15 protein-coding genes are annotated in these 14,295 nt (G+C 61.6%); 8 read left to right on the forward strand and 7 right to left on the reverse strand.

The features are described from left to right. The first annotated feature begins 37 nt into the window (after positions 1-37). Together V7M64_RS05390 and V7M64_RS05395 are read left to right on the forward strand one after the other, a co-directional pair. The gene (locus V7M64_RS05390) at positions 38-1,216 is read left to right on the forward strand and encodes an NAD(P)/FAD-dependent oxidoreductase (protein ID WP_333677584.1); all 1,179 of its coding nucleotides are present in this window, start codon (positions 38-40) and stop codon (positions 1,214-1,216) included. Between the two features lie 61 nt (positions 1,217-1,277). Continuing rightward, positions 1,278-2,162, forward strand: a complete 885-nt coding sequence (locus V7M64_RS05395; RefSeq protein ID WP_333677585.1) for an NAD(P)-dependent oxidoreductase — start codon at positions 1,278-1,280, stop codon at positions 2,160-2,162. A 14-nt stretch (positions 2,163-2,176) separates the two neighbouring features. Here the strand turns inward: V7M64_RS05395 and V7M64_RS05400 are convergent, their stop codons facing one another. Beyond that, complete coding sequence (locus tag V7M64_RS05400; RefSeq protein ID WP_333677587.1) at positions 2,177-3,064, reverse strand: PhzF family phenazine biosynthesis protein; 888 nt, start codon at positions 3,062-3,064, stop codon at positions 2,177-2,179. A gap of 107 nt (positions 3,065-3,171) precedes the next feature. Between V7M64_RS05400 and V7M64_RS05405 the strand changes: the two genes are divergently transcribed. The 4 genes from V7M64_RS05405 (at position 3,172) to V7M64_RS05420 (ending at position 6,116) form a co-directional block, all read left to right on the forward strand. Continuing rightward, positions 3,172-3,786 (forward strand): rhomboid family intramembrane serine protease, encoded by a 615-nt coding sequence (locus tag V7M64_RS05405; protein WP_333677589.1) that lies wholly within the window; start codon positions 3,172-3,174, stop codon positions 3,784-3,786. A gap of 74 nt (positions 3,787-3,860) precedes the next feature. Then, positions 3,861-4,439 carry a hypothetical protein gene (locus tag V7M64_RS05410; protein ID WP_333677591.1) on the forward strand — a complete coding sequence of 193 codons (579 nt, stop codon included), beginning with the start codon at positions 3,861-3,863 and terminating at the stop codon, positions 4,437-4,439. 150 nt (positions 4,440-4,589) lie between these two features. Continuing rightward, positions 4,590-4,976, forward strand: coding sequence for a hypothetical protein (locus tag V7M64_RS05415; RefSeq protein WP_333677592.1), 387 nt, complete (start codon positions 4,590-4,592; stop codon positions 4,974-4,976). A gap of 78 nt (positions 4,977-5,054) precedes the next feature. Beyond that, positions 5,055-6,116 (forward strand): aminopeptidase, encoded by a 1,062-nt coding sequence (locus tag V7M64_RS05420; protein WP_333677593.1) that lies wholly within the window; start codon positions 5,055-5,057, stop codon positions 6,114-6,116. 57 nt (positions 6,117-6,173) lie between these two features. Here the strand turns inward: V7M64_RS05420 and V7M64_RS05425 are convergent, their stop codons facing one another. Continuing rightward, complete coding sequence (locus V7M64_RS05425; protein WP_333677595.1) at positions 6,174-6,998, reverse strand: DUF72 domain-containing protein; 825 nt, start codon at positions 6,996-6,998, stop codon at positions 6,174-6,176. A gap of 19 nt (positions 6,999-7,017) precedes the next feature. Beyond that, positions 7,018-7,836, reverse strand: coding sequence for a cytochrome c (locus V7M64_RS05430; protein ID WP_333677596.1), 819 nt, complete (start codon positions 7,834-7,836; stop codon positions 7,018-7,020). Positions 7,837-8,221: 385 nt separating this feature from the next. On the opposite strand from V7M64_RS05430, the gene pncB reads away from it, so the two are divergent. After that, positions 8,222-9,421: a nicotinate phosphoribosyltransferase gene (gene pncB / locus V7M64_RS05435; RefSeq protein WP_333677597.1), complete on the forward strand. Its 1,200-nt coding sequence runs from the start codon at positions 8,222-8,224 to the stop codon at positions 9,419-9,421. 72 nt (positions 9,422-9,493) lie between these two features. Here the strand turns inward: pncB and V7M64_RS05440 are convergent, their stop codons facing one another. The 3 genes from V7M64_RS05440 to V7M64_RS05450 all read right to left on the reverse strand — a co-directional run bounded on the left by V7M64_RS05440 (position 9,494) and on the right by V7M64_RS05450 (position 12,060). Continuing rightward, positions 9,494-10,291, reverse strand: a complete 798-nt coding sequence (locus tag V7M64_RS05440; protein ID WP_333677599.1) for a MetQ/NlpA family ABC transporter substrate-binding protein — start codon at positions 10,289-10,291, stop codon at positions 9,494-9,496. Positions 10,292-10,360: 69 nt separating this feature from the next. Then, positions 10,361-11,053 carry a methionine ABC transporter permease gene (locus V7M64_RS05445; protein ID WP_333677600.1) on the reverse strand — a complete coding sequence of 231 codons (693 nt, stop codon included), beginning with the start codon at positions 11,051-11,053 and terminating at the stop codon, positions 10,361-10,363. Further along, complete coding sequence (locus V7M64_RS05450; protein WP_333677641.1) at positions 11,050-12,060, reverse strand: methionine ABC transporter ATP-binding protein; 1,011 nt, start codon at positions 12,058-12,060, stop codon at positions 11,050-11,052. Before V7M64_RS05450 ends, V7M64_RS05445 begins: the two co-directional genes overlap by 4 nt. Before the next feature lie 148 nt (positions 12,061-12,208). Between V7M64_RS05450 and V7M64_RS05455 the strand changes: the two genes are divergently transcribed. After that, positions 12,209-12,685, forward strand: a complete 477-nt coding sequence (locus tag V7M64_RS05455) for a glutathione peroxidase (protein WP_333677601.1) — start codon at positions 12,209-12,211, stop codon at positions 12,683-12,685. Positions 12,686-12,744: 59 nt separating this feature from the next. On the opposite strand, the gene dacB is transcribed toward V7M64_RS05455, so the two are convergent. Then, the gene (gene dacB / locus V7M64_RS05460) at positions 12,745-14,289 is read right to left on the reverse strand and encodes a D-alanyl-D-alanine carboxypeptidase/D-alanyl-D-alanine-endopeptidase (RefSeq protein ID WP_333677602.1); all 1,545 of its coding nucleotides are present in this window, start codon (positions 14,287-14,289) and stop codon (positions 12,745-12,747) included. Between the last annotated feature and the right edge of the window lie 6 nt (positions 14,290-14,295).

Genomic DNA, 14,295 nt, shown 5'->3' on the forward strand with positions numbered 1-14,295 from the left:
GGATAATGGGCGGACGTATGAGAAGGGCGGTGATCGCGTGAAAGTGGACGTTCTGGTGATCGGCGCCGGTGCCGCCGGCTTGATGTGTGCGATCACCGCCGGCCAGCGCGGGCGCCGCGTGCTGCTGTTGGATCATGCGAACAAGCCGGGCAAGAAAATCCTGATGTCCGGCGGCGGGCGCTGCAATTTCACCAACCTGGGCGTGACGCCGGCGCAATACCTCTCGGCCAATCCGCATTTCTGCAAATCGGCACTGGCGCGCTATACGCAATGGGATTTCATCGCGCTGGTGGAAAAGCATCGCATTGCCTATCACGAGAAAGAGCTGGGGCAGCTGTTCTGCGACGAATCCTCCAAGCTGATCGTGCGCATGCTGCTGGACGAATGCGCGGTGGCAGGCGTGCGCATCGAAACCAGTTGCGCGGTGGAACGGGTTCGCGAAACGGGCGAGGGTTTTGCGGTCATGACGGCCCATGGCGAAGTGCATGCCGATTCACTGGTGATCGCCACCGGCGGCCTTTCAATTCCCAGCATGGGCGCGAGCGGATTCGGCTATGAGCTGGCACGGCAGTTCGGCCACAACGTGTTGCCGACGCGCGCAGGCCTGGTGCCGCTGACCTTGAGCGGCAAGCATCTGGAGCATTACCAGGAACTGGCCGGCGTGGCGTTGCCGGTGGCCGGGACGCGGGTGGGTAAGCGAGGCTTTCGCGCAGGATTGTTGTTTACCCATCGCGGCATCAGCGGGCCTGCCGTGCTGCAGATTTCTTCCTATTGGCAGGCGGGCGAGGAGTTGCGTGTCGACTTGTCGCCGGAGCAGGGCATCGGCGACTGGCTGGTGGCCCAGCGCGCTGCGCGTCCGGCGGCGGAACTGCGCAATGTGCTGGGCGATCTGCTGCCGCGCCGGTTGGCGCAGCGACTGTGCGAGCTATGGCTGGGCAGCAAGCCGATGCGCCAGTATCGCGATGCCGAACTGCACGATACAGGCGTGCGATTGCACGATTGGCCGATCGTTGCCAGCGGTACGGAAGGCTACCGCACCGCGGAAGTTACACTGGGCGGAGTGGATACGGACGAGCTTTCTTCCGCGACCATGCAGTCCAAGCGTGTGCCCGGGTTGTATTTCATCGGTGAAGTGGTCGACGTCACCGGCTGGCTGGGCGGCTATAACTTCCAATGGGCTTGGGCGTCGGGGCATGCCGCCGGCGAAGTGGTTTGAAACTTCGCTTCGGTTGGACATCTGCCATGTTCCACTAAGCATCTGTCACAGGAGATTCTCCATGAAAGTCGGCTTTATCGGACTCGGCGCCATGGGCAGCGCCATGGCCAGCAACCTGGTCGCGGCCGGCCACCAGGTGCTGGTGTGGAACCGCTCGGAAGCGGCAATGCAGAAACTGGAATCGCTGGGCGCCAAAGTGATGAGCACGCCGGATCGCGCGGCGCAGGTTGACGTGCTGCACAGCATGCTGGCGAACGACCAGGCCGTGCGCGAGGTGATCCTCGATGGCGGCCTGCTCGATGCGATGGATCCGGGCACCGTGCATGTCAACCACGCCACCATTTCCGTCGCGCTCGCCAGGCAGTTGGCCGAAGAACATGCCAGGCGCAGCTTGGGTTACGTCGCCGCGCCGGTATTCGGCCGTCCCGATGTGGCAGCCGCAGGCAAGCTCAACATGCTGCTGGCCGGCGCGCACGGCGCCATCGAAAAAGTGCGGCCCTTGCTCGAAACCATGGCGGCAAAGCTATGGCCAATGGGCGACAGCCCGGAGCGCGCGAACGCGGTGAAACTGGCCGGCAATTTCATGATCGTGTCGGCGATCGAAAGCATGGCCGAGGCATCGGTGCTCGCACGCGCCTATGGCGTGAGCGCGGTCGACTTTATTGAATTGATGACCAGTACCTTGTTCGCATCGCCGGTGTACCAGGGGTATGGCAAAGCGATGGCGGAGGAACGCTTCACGCCGCCGGGTTTTGCGCTGCCGCTGGGCTTGAAGGACGTGATGCTGGCCCAGGATGCCGCGCAAGCGGAGAAGGTGCCGATGCCGCTGGCAAGCGTGCTGCGCGACAGTTTGATCGAAGCAGTGGCCCATGGCGCCGAAGGATTGGATCTCGCCGCGCTGGCGCAAGTCTCCGCGCGTCGAGCGAATCTTGACCGGCGCGCTTAGTTCTAATCATGGGATTACGGATGGCGTGCACTCCAATGCAGCGTGCCGTCGATGACGGTGTTCGTGCGCCCGCCAATCCAGATCGTGCCATCCACGATATGCGCAATCAGCTGCGCATCGTGTCCCATTTCGCGCCCCTGGCTGACGGCATAACCACGCGCCAGTGGGCCGCCGGGTTCCGCGTGCGCGATATAGGCGGCGATCAATCCATTGGCGGCACCGGATGCAGGATCTTCGACGATGCCGACGCCAGACGGAAAGGCGCGTACCACCAGCCGGTAATCCGGATGGCTGCTGCGTGCAAACGCGCACAAGCCCATGCTGCCGCTGGCGATCGCAAGTGCGCCGATGGCGCTATGGTCGGGTGTCCACGCACGCAGGCTGGCTTCATCCACGCATTCGGCCAGCCACCAGCGACGGCCGCCGTCCACCAGTGCCGGCGGCAGCCTGCCCAAGCCAATGCTGTCGAGCGTGGCAGCCAATAGCGGATGTGCATGCAGGCCGGTTTTTACGACGCGTGCGTCAGGTGATTGCAGCATCAGCAGGCGCTGCGGCCCTGTGCCCTCGACGCGAATCGGCAGCACGTTGGCGCCGCATTCCTGCCACAGCAGGCCGTCTTTCGGTTCGGCCAGGCCGCATTCGAGCACCGCATGCGCGCTGCCCACGCTGGGGTGGCCGGCGAAGGCGATTTCCTTATCGGGCGTGAAAATGCGCACGCGGTAGCTGGCTTTGGCATCGCTGGGCGGCAATAGAAAGGTCGTTTCGACCAGATCGGTCCAATGGGCGTAGCGCTGCATGTCGGCATCGCTCCATCCGCTGGCGTCGGTGACCACCCCCAGGTGATTGCCGCCGCCGGGACTGGCGGCAAAAACGTCCAGGTGCATGTAGCGGATGGGTGTCATACGGCTGGGAAAAGCGCGCAGCGGGGGTGGCCGTGCATTCTAGCGGTCGACAACTGGGTGCGTGAACGTCAAGATGGGCGGATTCCGAAGTTCGTCCAATTCGTCATATGTCCATACCGATTACGCTGCTCATCATCCTCGCCGCTACTTGCATCGTCTCCTTCATGGCCTTCAACAACCGGCGCCTGGTGGACGATCTGATCCTGTGGCCACCCGCGATCGAGCGTAAACGCGAGTATTACCGGCTGGTCACCTACGGCCTGTTGCATGCCGACCCCATGCATTTGCTGTTCAACATGATGACGCTGTTTTTCTTTGGCCGAATCATGGAGCCGGTTTACAACGGCGCTTTGGGTGCGTTCGGTTTTGCGTTGTTCTATCTGGGCGGATTGATCGTGTCGATCCTGCCGACCTATTTGAAGAATCGCCGCAATACGAACTATCACAGCCTGGGGGCGTCCGGCGCGGTGTCCGCGGTGTTGTTCGGTTTCATTCTGTATGCGCCCTGGACGCGCATCCTGGTGTTCTTCATACCCGTGCCGGCGATCATCTACGCCGTGCTGTATGTGGGTTATTCCATCTACATGGATCGGCAGGGGCGCGACAACATCAACCATAGTGCCCATCTGTGGGGTGCGGCCTACGGCGTGGTGTTTACGGTGCTGGCCAATCCGCCGGTATTGCCGCACTTCCTTGCGGCCTTGCTGCGCCCCGGCATGTAGCCAGCCTTTGGCACTTGCCGGGCGCGTGCACTTCGCGATGATGGGCGTACCTACCACCGCTGGAGTACGTACGCATGGCAACGACGCGCAAGTCTGCCGCGAAGAAGTCCGCGGCTCGCAAGGCAAGCCAGGGTAAGGATTCGGCCAAGAGGAAGCGTGCCGGCACATCGGCATCGTCCAGTAAAAAAGCCGCCAAAAAGCCTGCCGTCAAGAAAACGGCGAAGAAGGCGACAACCAAGCCGGCAGCGAAAACAGCAGTGAAGAAAGCAACCGCCAAGAAAGCGGTCGTGAAGAAAACGGCCAAGCAAGCGGCGGCATCGCCGGCGCCGGCCAAGCCAAGGACAGCGAACGCCAAGACATCGCCTGCCAAAGCCAAGCCACCGAAAAAAGCCGCGCAGGTATCGCCCAAGCCTGCCGCAGCGCGTGCCCCCGAACCTTCGCATCTCAGCCCTGAAGAAGCCGTCGCGCATATCCAGGCATTGTTGCGGGCAAAGCAGGAGCGCTTGAAACAAGGGCCCCATTGGCCCGGTGCCACGTTGAACCCCGGTGCCGTCAACGGCCATGCACAACATGGCGGCGGCAATCCCGGCAGCGGCCCCTTGCACCACCTTTCACATGCCCGTGGCGATCAAGCCAAGGGTGGCAAGAGCTGATCGACCCGGTCGTCATCCCGGCAGATGGCTGGGATGACGCGACGTGCCCAGACGTGCGATCAAGGTTGTCATCGCCGAGTGGCTTTGCTCAGGGCGCATTTATTGCCGCAGGACTAGGCTGCAAACCGTAAAGCGCATGGAGTCCCCACCATGAACATCTCAGTCAAACGCGTATTTGCCGGCGTGATGCTGGCGGGCCTGATGAGCCTGCTTTCAGGCTGTTACGTCGCCCCGGGCTATAGCTACGTGCGAGGCAACGGTTACGCCGGCGACGCGTATTACGGCAGTGCTCCTGCCGTTGTCTACGATTATCCGTATGACTATTACGGCTATCCCTACGGCTATTACGGTGGCGTGGGTTATTACGGTTACGGCGGCTGGTATGGCCGAGGCCGTTATTGGGGGCATGGTGATCATGGCTGGCGCGGTGGCCGCGGAGATTGGCATGACGGCCACGGGAATTGGCATGGCGGTGGTCACAGCGGCGGCCATTGGTCCGGCGGCCACGGCGGCGGCTGGCATGGCCACGGGCACTGAACGCCAATCTTTTGCCAGAATGCGGGGATGATTCGTCCCCGCATTTTTCTGTCCGCCACGCGATGGACTCTCTGCATCATGGTGGTTGCCGTCCTGGGTGCTTGTGCCGATCTGCGCTACTACGCGCACGTCACGCACGGCGAAAGCGCCTTGCTGCTCAAGCGCCGTTCCGTCAGCAAGGTCATCGGCGACCCGGCTACGGACCCCAAGCTGGCGGCGCGCTTGAAGCTTTCCCAGCAGGCGCGGCAATTCGCTTCCGAACAGCTCGATCTGCCGCGCAACCGCAGCTACACCTATTACGTGTCGTTGCATCGCCCCTATGTGGTGTGGAACGTCTTCGCGACGCCACGCTTTTCGGTGGACGCGGTGCCGCAGTGTTTTCCGATCGCCGGTTGCGTGGCGTACCGCGGCTGGTTCGACGAGCAGAAGGCGAGGGCAAGCGTCGAACGTTTGCGCGCGAAAGGCGATGACGTCTATATCGGCGGCGTGTCGGCCTATTCGACGCTGGGCTGGTTTGCCGATCCCATTCTCAGCAGCATGATGCGTTGGGATGACGACGAGCTGGTCGGCACGATTTTCCATGAGCTGGCGCATCAAAAAATCTACGTGAAAGGCGATACGGCGTTCAACGAAAGCTACGCCATGTTTGTCGAGAATGAAGGCCTGCGCGAGTGGCATCACGCGCGTGGTGAACCGGTCGGCGACGACCACGACCAGGTGATGGATGACGGCTTCACCAAGCTGGTGCTCGATCTGCGCGAACGCCTGAAGAAACTTTACGCCAGCGGCGTGGACGAGCAGGCGATGGCGGAAGGGAAGCAACGGGCGATCGAGGATTTCCGGAATCGCTACGCCGCATGGCGCGACGCGAACTGGCCGAACGATCATCGTTACGACAAGTGGGTGGCGCAGCCGATCAACAACGCCACGTTGCTGCCGTTTGGTTTGTACGATCAATGGAAGCAGGCGTTTGCGGTGTTGTTCAAGCAAGCGGGCGGTCAGTGGCCGTCGTTCTTTGAGCGCGTGCGTGCGTTGGCGAAGGAGCCGAAGGTGCGGCGGGAAGGTTCGCTACGCGCGCTTTTGCAGGTTGCCATGAAACACAACCCTTCAATGACGACCCTTGGGAGAGTTTCATCATGACGGGTGCCTCGGCGCTAGGTGATTGTTGGGTTGCCGCGGATCAAGTCCTAACTCAACCTATTTGGTACCTAGCCGCTCTATCAATGCCATCGCCGCTGCTGGGTTGCGCTCTTTGGCAGCACTGATGAAGAAAACAAAGACGTCACGCTTGCACTGCGGTGCGCGTTCCTTAGCAAGATAGGGAAGATCCGCCGGCTGCTCTCCATCCGCCCACGCGTGCGTACGTTTCGTCCAGCCATCCAGCTCATCACCTGCGTAACCCGTCGTCACGTCGCTGCGCGAACGCATCAGCCGCGCGTAGACGAAATCCGCGGTGATATCGGCAAAAGATGGATAGTCCGGCGAATCGGTGAACACCGTCGCCATGCCATGCTGGCGGGCCAGCGCAAGGTAATCGGCATCGACGAATTCCCGGTCGCGTACGTCCAGCACGTGACGCAGCGTGCGGCCGTCGATCTGCTTGGGCAGCAAATCGAGGAATGCCGCAAAGCTGTCGCGCTGCAAGCGCTGGCCGGCGTCGAACTGCCACACGATCGGGCCGAGCCGACTGCCGAGCGAGGCGATGCCACCCAGAAAGTCTTCGATCTGCGGCCCGGTTTTCTGCAATTGGCGCGATTGCATGATGCGCATCGGCGCCTTGGCCGAGAACACGAAACCTTCCGGCGTTTCCGCGGCCCACTTGGCATACGTCGCGGGTTTCTGCGTGCCGTAGTACGTGCCGTTGATTTCGATCGCTGTGAGCTTGCGGCTGGCGTATTCCAGTTCTCGCCGCTGCACCAACCCTTTCGGATAGAAATTGTCGCGCCACGGCGCAAAGGTCCAGCCGCCAATGCCGACGCGAATACCGTTCACCGGCGAGGGAGCTTCGTCGAACAAGGTCATGGTTCCAATACCTCGCAGATTATTTCTGCACTTTGTGCTGCGCCATGTACTTCAAGTAAGCGATCACCGCATCAAGATCCGCATCCGATAGTGATTGCTGCGTGGGGAAGCCAGCCATTTTGCCTTCCGGCCAGCGGCGCAGCGATTGCGGGTTGCGGACGAAGGCGCGCAGCATGTCGGTGCTGAGGTATTCGGTTGGGCTGTGGGGAATATTGAGATCCGGCCCCATGTGCGCGTCGCCTTCGCCGTTGAGCGTGTGGCAGGCAAAGCAGGTGCGCTGGAACACCGCATAGCCCTGGCGCACAGGACTGTCCGCAGGCACCGAAGCTGCCGGTGCGGTGGCGGGAAAGCGCGAGGCCACGTCTTGCACACGTTCGATGCGCGCCAACTGGTACGGCCAATATTCGCTGCCGATGTGGGCAGCGGCCGGCTTTGTCCACACGACGTAGAAGGGACCTGCGTCACCTTTATGGCCAGGCAACGCTGGCCAGGGATGCTGTGGATCTTCCACCGCCAGCCACGCTTGCGCGCCTGACCGATTGAGCAATGCATCCGCGGGAATGTCGACCGAGAAGCCGTCGTTCGCAACAAATTTTAAACGTTCGCCCTGTGCAAGCTCAGGCAGTAATGCGCGCAGGGGCATGGCGCGATACGTCATGCTGCGGTGGAACGCAACGTCGTCGGGAATCGTCACGCTCTGTGCATTTTGGTTGCTCAATAATTGAGCAGTCGTCCAGACATGGGCACTGGGGCCTACATCGATACGCAGATCCGCCGCGTGCAGCGGCAGGACGCAGCACAGTGCGAACAGGGCAAGACATCGATGCAGGATGCTCATGCGTGGGCCTTTACGTATTTGACTGACAAGGAGTTGGGAAAACGGTGCAGATGAAACCATCGATGGCGTTGCGGTTACTTATCAGAAACCTGAACCAATTCGACCGGGGCCTTGAACTTCATCCATACCGGACACACTAACTCTTCGAATCGCCGTGAGGCGACAAGAGGATGCCGCAGATCATCGGGGTATCCAGGGGTCGGTTCCAAGTTTACCCTCCCCCCGGAACGCGACCTAACAAACCCCGGCAGTTATTCCCCTGGCTGCCGGGGTTTTATCTTTTCCAGTTCTGCACTGACTATTCACGGCCGGGACTTAGGCGGGATAATCGCCAGATGCCGCGCGCCGCACGCGCCGCTTCTCTTTCCCCCGACATGGCCGCTCCATGATCGTCAGCTCCCTGCTCGACACCGATCTCTACAAATTCTCCATGATGCAAGTGGTGTTGCATCAGTATCCTGCCGCGCAGGTGGAGTACCGCTTCAAGTGCCGTAATCCGGGCATCGACCTGGTGCCGTACATCGAAGAGATTCGCGCCGAACTGCACGCGCTGTGCAGCCTGCGCTTCACCGAGGCGGAACTTGAGTACCTGCGCGGCTGGCGCTTCATCAAGAGTGATTTCGTCGACTTCCTCGGCCTGTTCCAGCTCAATGCGAAATATGTGGAGATCACGCCGTCCCCGTTAAATAACGGTGAGATCGAGATCCGCATTGTCGGTCCTTGGCTGCACACGATTCTTTTTGAAGTGCCGTTGCTGGCGATCGTTAACGAAGTGTATTTCCGCCACACGCATGCGGGCCTGGACCTGGCCGAAGGGCGCAGGCGCCTGAAGGAAAAAATTGCGCTGTTGCGTGACACACCCGGGTACCAGGACTGCCGCATCGCCGATTACGGTACGCGCCGGCGCTTCTCGCGCGAGTGGCATCGCGAAGTGGCGGAAACGCTGCACCAGGGCCTCGGCTCGCAGCTGGCCGGCAGCAGCAACGTGTGGTTGGCCTGGCAGCTTGGCTTGCGTCCGCTCGGCACGCTGGCGCACGAGTACTTGCAGGCACACCAGGCGCTGGGTCCGCGCTTGCGCGATTCGCAGGTGGCGGCGCTGGAAGCCTGGGCCAAGGAATACCGCGGCGACCTTGGCATTGCGCTATCGGATGTCTATGGCCTCACGGCGTTCCTGCGCGACTTCGACATGTACTTCTGCAAGCTGTTCGATGGCACCCGCCATGATTCAGGCGACCCCTTCGCCTGGGGCGAGCGCGTGCTGGCGCATTACAAGGCCAACCGTGTCGATCCGCGCAGCAAGATCCTGGTATTCAGCGACAGCTTGAGCATCCCGAAGGTGATGGAGCTGTTCAAGCATTTCCACGGACGTTGCCAGCTCGCGTTCGGGGTGGGCACCAACCTCACCAATGACGTGGGCCCCACGCCGCTCAACATCGTGATCAAGATGGTCCGCTGCAATGGGCAGCCGGTGGCGAAGCTCAGTGATTCGCCGGGCAAGAACATGTGCGAGGACAAGGCGTACCTCGCTTACCTGCGGCAGGTATTCGAGATTCCGGTATTGATGGAAGCGGAATCTGCAGCGTGAGGTAAAAATGTGGCTGTCATTCGCGCTTGCGTGGAAATGACAGCCATATGGTTATGCGAAAAGGGTGGAGCCTCAAAACGCCGGCAACACGGCCCCGTGATACTTCTGCTCGATAAACGCCCTCACTTCCGGGCTGGTCAGCGCCTTGGCCAGTTTCTGCACGCGCGGATCGTCCTTGTTGTCCGGACGTCCAACCAGGTAATTCACGTAGGGTGAGTTCTTGTCTTCGATCAGCAGCGCGTCCTTGGTCGGGCTGAGGCCGGCGGCCAGTGCATAGTTGGTGTTGATCAGCGCCAGATCCACTTCGTCCAAGGTGCGCGGCAGCATCGCCGCTTCCAGCGGCTTGAACACCAGGTTCTTCGGATTGGTGGCGACGTCCTTCGGCGTAGCCAGTTCGTTGTTCGGGTCTTTCAGCGTGATCAGGCCATTGTGGGCCAGCAGCAGCAGGGCACGGCCCTGGTTGCTCGGATCGTTGGGCAAGGTCACGGTGGCACCGTTGGGAAGCTGGTCGATCGACTTGTACTTGTGCGAGTACGCACCGAAGGGCTCGATATGCACGCCCGTGATGATCACCAGTTGCGTGCCATGCTCGCGGTTGAACGTGTCCAGGTACGGCTTGGTCTGGAAGTAGTTCAGGTCGATGCTCTTTTCGGCCACTTGCGTGTTGGGCTGCACGTAGTCGGCAAATACCTTGATGTCCAGGTTCACCCCTTCCTTCGCCAGGATCGGCTTCACTTCCTTGAGGATTTCCGCATGCGGCACGGCGGTAGCCGCCACGGTCAGCGTCTGGCCGTTGGAATTGCCGGGGCCGGATGATGAGCAGCCGGCCACGAGCAGTGCCGTGGCAGCCAGGAAAAGCAGCATTTTCATGGGAAGGCTATCCTTGTGCGGTGCGCCAGAATAGCCATCCATACGGCCGGATGCAAAAGAGCGAGGGGATTATCGCCGGCTGTAATGCACCACGATGCGATCGCCCAGCATCTGCAGGATCTGGACGAGTACGATCAGCAGCAGCACCGTCACCACCATGTAGTCGGATTTGTAGCTCAGGTAGCCGTACCGATAGGCCAGGTCGCCCAGGCCGCCGGAGCCGATCGCGCCACCCATGGCGGTGTAGCCGACCAGCGCCACGGCAGTCACCGTGACACCCGCCCACAAGCTGGCGCGCGCCTCCGGCAGCAATACGTGGCGGACGATCTGCCAAGTCGTGGCGCCCATGGCTTGCGAGGCTTCGATCACGCCGTGCTCCACTTCGCGCAACGATGTTTCCACCAGTCGCGCAAAGAATGGCGCGGCGCCGATCACCAAGGGCGGAATCGCACCGCGAATGCCGAGCTTGGTACCGACCAGCACGTAGGTAAGCGGCATTAGCACGATCATCAAAATGATGAAAGGCACTGAGCGCAGTACGTTCACCACCAGCGACAGCACGCCATACAGCTTGGGCATCGCGTGCAACTGTCCTTTGCCGGTGAGGAACAGCAGCACGCCCAACGGCAGGCCGATGATCACCGTGAGCAGCAGCGAACCGCCGAGCATCAGCAACGTGTCGATGCACGCCTGGCCCATTTCGCCCCAGTCGTCGATGTTGGGGAACAGCGTGTGCAGCAGGGGCAGTTCGCTGATGATCATCGGGCAAGTTCCTCCACGTCGATGCCGGCTTCGCGCAATGCGCGCAGGGCACCATCCACGTTGTCGCCCTGCATGGCCAGGGTCAGCTGGCCATAGGGCAGGTCTTTGATGCGATCGATGCGGCCGGCCAGGATGTTGAAATCCACGCCGGTTTCGCGCGTGACACGCCCCAGCGTGGGCGACCAGGTGGCTTCGCCGCGGAAGGAAAGCCGCATGATGCGGCCGGGCACGTGTTCGTAGATGGCGTGCTCGCCGGCCGTTTCTTCCGGCAGCGCCTCGCTGACGAAGCGCCGCGTGGTCGGGTGTTGCGGATGCAGGAACACGTCGGCCACGGCGCCATGCTCCACGATGCGCCCGGTATCCAGGACCGCCACGCGATCGCACACGCGGCGCACGACATCCATCTCGTGCGTAATCAGCACGATGGTAAGTTTCAATTCGCGATTGATCTCGGCCAGCAGATCGAGCACGGAGGCGGTGGTTTGCGGGTCGAGCGCACTGGTCGCTTCGTCGCATAGCAAAATCGACGGATGGTTGGCCAGGGCACGCGCAATGCCCACACGCTGCTTCTGCCCGCCGGAAAGCTGCGAGGGATATTTGTTCGCATGCGCGGTCAGGCCGACGCGCTGCAATAGCTCATCCACGCGTGCGCGGATCGTCTTCGCATCCTTGTTGCCGGCCAGGCGCATCGGAAAGGCGATGTTCTCCGTGACGGTCTGCGAGGAGAGCAGGTTGAAGTGCTGGAAGATCATGCCGATGTGCTGCCTGGCGGTGCGCAGTGCGTCATCGGGCAGCGTGGTGATCTCGATATCGCCGATCAGGATGCGCCCGCCGCTGGGCCGCTCCAACAGGTTGATCAGCCGGATCAGCGTGGACTTGCCGGCGCCTGAGTGACCGATGATGCCGAACACCTCGCCATCGGCGATCTCCAGGCCGAAAGGCTCCAGCGCCGGAATGTCCTTGCCGTCGACACGGTAGGATTTGTGCACGTCGATGAAGCGGATCACGGTGGGCCTGGACGATGGGTCGAAGGCGGGCATTCTATGCCACTTGGGTGACGGCAGTGCGCAGGGGAATCCTTTCCAGGCGCGAGACATAGTTGGGTTACGCTTGCGCCAACCCAACCTGTGTAGTGGATAGGACCGGAGCGATGACATGACCACCGTATACGACTTCAGCGCGCGCGACATCGATGGCAACGAGCGTTCACTGGGTGATTGGCGCGGCAAGACCCTGCTGATCGTCAACGTGGCCTCCAAGTGCGGCTTTACCCCGCAATACAAGGGGTTGGAAGAGCTGTGGCGAAAGCATCGCGAGCAGGGCGTGGCCGTGCTGGGTTTTCCCTGCGACCAGTTCGGCCATCAGGAGCCGGGCGACGAGGCGGAAATCAAGCAGTTCTGCTCAACCACCTACGATGTGACCTTTCCCATGTTCGCCAAGATCGAGGTCAACGGCGACAATACCCATCCGCTGTATCAGTGGCTGAAGAAAGAAGCCAAGGGTTTGTTGGGTAGCGAGTCGATCAAGTGGAACTTCACCAAATTTCTGGTTGATGCGCAGGGCAAGGTAGTGAAGCGTTATGCGCCCAATGACACGCCGGAGAAGATCGAGAAGGATTTGGCGAAACGGTGAACGTAGGGCGCTATGGGAATAACGGCCACGTGGCTGGGGTTGTGTTTCATGGAGTCCGCTCAACTGTGCCCTTGGAACGACGCCAACAACTCCACAATCGCATCCAGATTGCGGCTCGGGCTCGGCTCATCCTCGCCACGCACAAAGTTGTTGAGCATGATCGCGAACGCCAGATGCTCACCGGCTGCCGTCGTCACATAGCCCACCAGGCAGCGCACATTGCCCATGCTGCCGGTCTTGGCATGCACGTTGTCCGCCGCGGCCGTATGGCGCATGCGCCATTGGAGCGTGCCGTCCACGCCGGCTGAGGGCAGGGCATTGCGCAAGGCATCGCCATAGGGTTGGTGGGCAAGGTAGGTCAACAGATGCACCATCGCGTTGGCCGTGGAAAGGTCCTGTCGCGACAGGCCTGCGCCGTCTTCGATCTGCGCCATGCCCGGCGCGATGCCGATGCTGTCGAGCAATTGCTTGAGCGCACGGATGCCCCAGGCATCGCTGCTTCGAAAGCCGGCCGGGGGATCACCCGATTGTTCGGCATTGGCCTGCGCTTTCACGCCGGCGATCTGCAGCAGGTTTTGCAGATACAGATTTTGCGAGCGCTTCAAGCCGCGATCGAGAATGTCCATTACCGGCGGCGACAGTACTTGCGCCAACACCACGGCCTTGCCGAGATCGGTGCTGTCCTGTTCCGGCCAATGCCGCACGCGCAAGTTGCCATGGATCCGCACGCCGTGGCGTTCCAGCGCTTCGCGCAAATGCGTGCCGGCGTACCAGGCCGGATCCGCCATGGCGAGCTTGTAGGTTTGTGTTTCCGCATGGGCGGGAATCGTGCCGAAGGCATACAAGCTGTCAGTGCCCGGTGCGCGGTAGAGATTGATGTCGGGGCGACTGTCGCGTGCGCCGGTCTCAAGGTTGTTCACCAGGTGCATGAGGGTGCCGGGCGGATCAAGCATCAGCGATGCAGGATGACCTGGGATATTTGCCGGAGCCACGGTGAGATCGGCCACGTTTTCCTGCACGCTGAGCGCCGAAGCCGGTACCGCGAACCAGCTTTGCAGGTCACGCGCTTCCCAGCCGGACCCCGTCTGCGGCCCCTGGAAGTAGCTGTCGTCGGCGATCAGGTCGCCTTGCACGTCATGCATGCCGCTGGCGGCCACCTGTTCGGCCAGTTGATCGGCCCAATCCATGTTGGTGCCCGGCGTGCCGAGCGTCGGATCACCCATGCCGCGCAAGATCAACGGACCTTGCAGCCGACCCTGGATGACTTGGCGCGTGGCAAGCAGTTGCGTGGGAATGCGGTAGTCGGTGCCGATGGTGTCCAGCACCAACGCGGCGGTGTAGAGCTTGGCGGTGGACGCCGGTTGCAGCAGTCGGTCGGCGTCGTGCGCATACACCGTGCGGCCGGTATCGAGCGATACCACGGCAATGCCCCAGCTGGCGGCATTGAAGCGCGGTTGTTGGATCTGTTCGTCGATGGCGTTGGCGAGCTGTTCGCGCGTCATCGTCCCGGCGATCGAGGTGTCGGCGTAAGCGTGCGTGCCGGCCATGCCGCCCAACAGCATGCATGCCGCGCAGATCCGTAACAGGAAGGGCGAGAGTTTCATGGGCGC

The organism is Dyella sp. (genome assembly GCF_036746095.1).
Lineage (GTDB): Bacteria > Pseudomonadota > Gammaproteobacteria > Xanthomonadales > Rhodanobacteraceae > Dyella_B.

What these genes read in the sequence shown, in the direction of transcription:
- V7M64_RS05400 (WP_333677587.1), bottom strand. Translation starts at nt 3,064, where the DNA reads ATGACACCCATCCGCTACATGCACCTGGACGTTTTTGCCGCCAGTCCC.
- V7M64_RS05455 (WP_333677601.1), top strand. Translation starts at nt 12,209, where the DNA reads ATGACCACCGTATACGACTTCAGCGCGCGCGACATCGATGGCAACGAG.
- V7M64_RS05395 (WP_333677585.1), top strand. Translation starts at nt 1,278, where the DNA reads ATGAAAGTCGGCTTTATCGGACTCGGCGCCATGGGCAGCGCCATGGCC.
- V7M64_RS05405 (WP_333677589.1), top strand. Translation starts at nt 3,172, where the DNA reads ATGTCCATACCGATTACGCTGCTCATCATCCTCGCCGCTACTTGCATC.
- pncB (WP_333677597.1), top strand. Translation starts at nt 8,222, where the DNA reads ATGATCGTCAGCTCCCTGCTCGACACCGATCTCTACAAATTCTCCATG.
- V7M64_RS05415 (WP_333677592.1), top strand. Translation starts at nt 4,590, where the DNA reads ATGAACATCTCAGTCAAACGCGTATTTGCCGGCGTGATGCTGGCGGGC.
- V7M64_RS05425 (WP_333677595.1), bottom strand. Translation starts at nt 6,998, where the DNA reads ATGACCTTGTTCGACGAAGCTCCCTCGCCGGTGAACGGTATTCGCGTC.
- V7M64_RS05430 (WP_333677596.1), bottom strand. Translation starts at nt 7,836, where the DNA reads ATGAGCATCCTGCATCGATGTCTTGCCCTGTTCGCACTGTGCTGCGTC.
- V7M64_RS05440 (WP_333677599.1), bottom strand. Translation starts at nt 10,291, where the DNA reads ATGAAAATGCTGCTTTTCCTGGCTGCCACGGCACTGCTCGTGGCCGGC.
- V7M64_RS05420 (WP_333677593.1), top strand. Translation starts at nt 5,055, where the DNA reads ATGGTGGTTGCCGTCCTGGGTGCTTGTGCCGATCTGCGCTACTACGCG.
- V7M64_RS05410 (WP_333677591.1), top strand. Translation starts at nt 3,861, where the DNA reads ATGGCAACGACGCGCAAGTCTGCCGCGAAGAAGTCCGCGGCTCGCAAG.
- dacB (WP_333677602.1), bottom strand. Translation starts at nt 14,289, where the DNA reads ATGAAACTCTCGCCCTTCCTGTTACGGATCTGCGCGGCATGCATGCTG.
- V7M64_RS05445 (WP_333677600.1), bottom strand. Translation starts at nt 11,053, where the DNA reads ATGATCATCAGCGAACTGCCCCTGCTGCACACGCTGTTCCCCAACATC.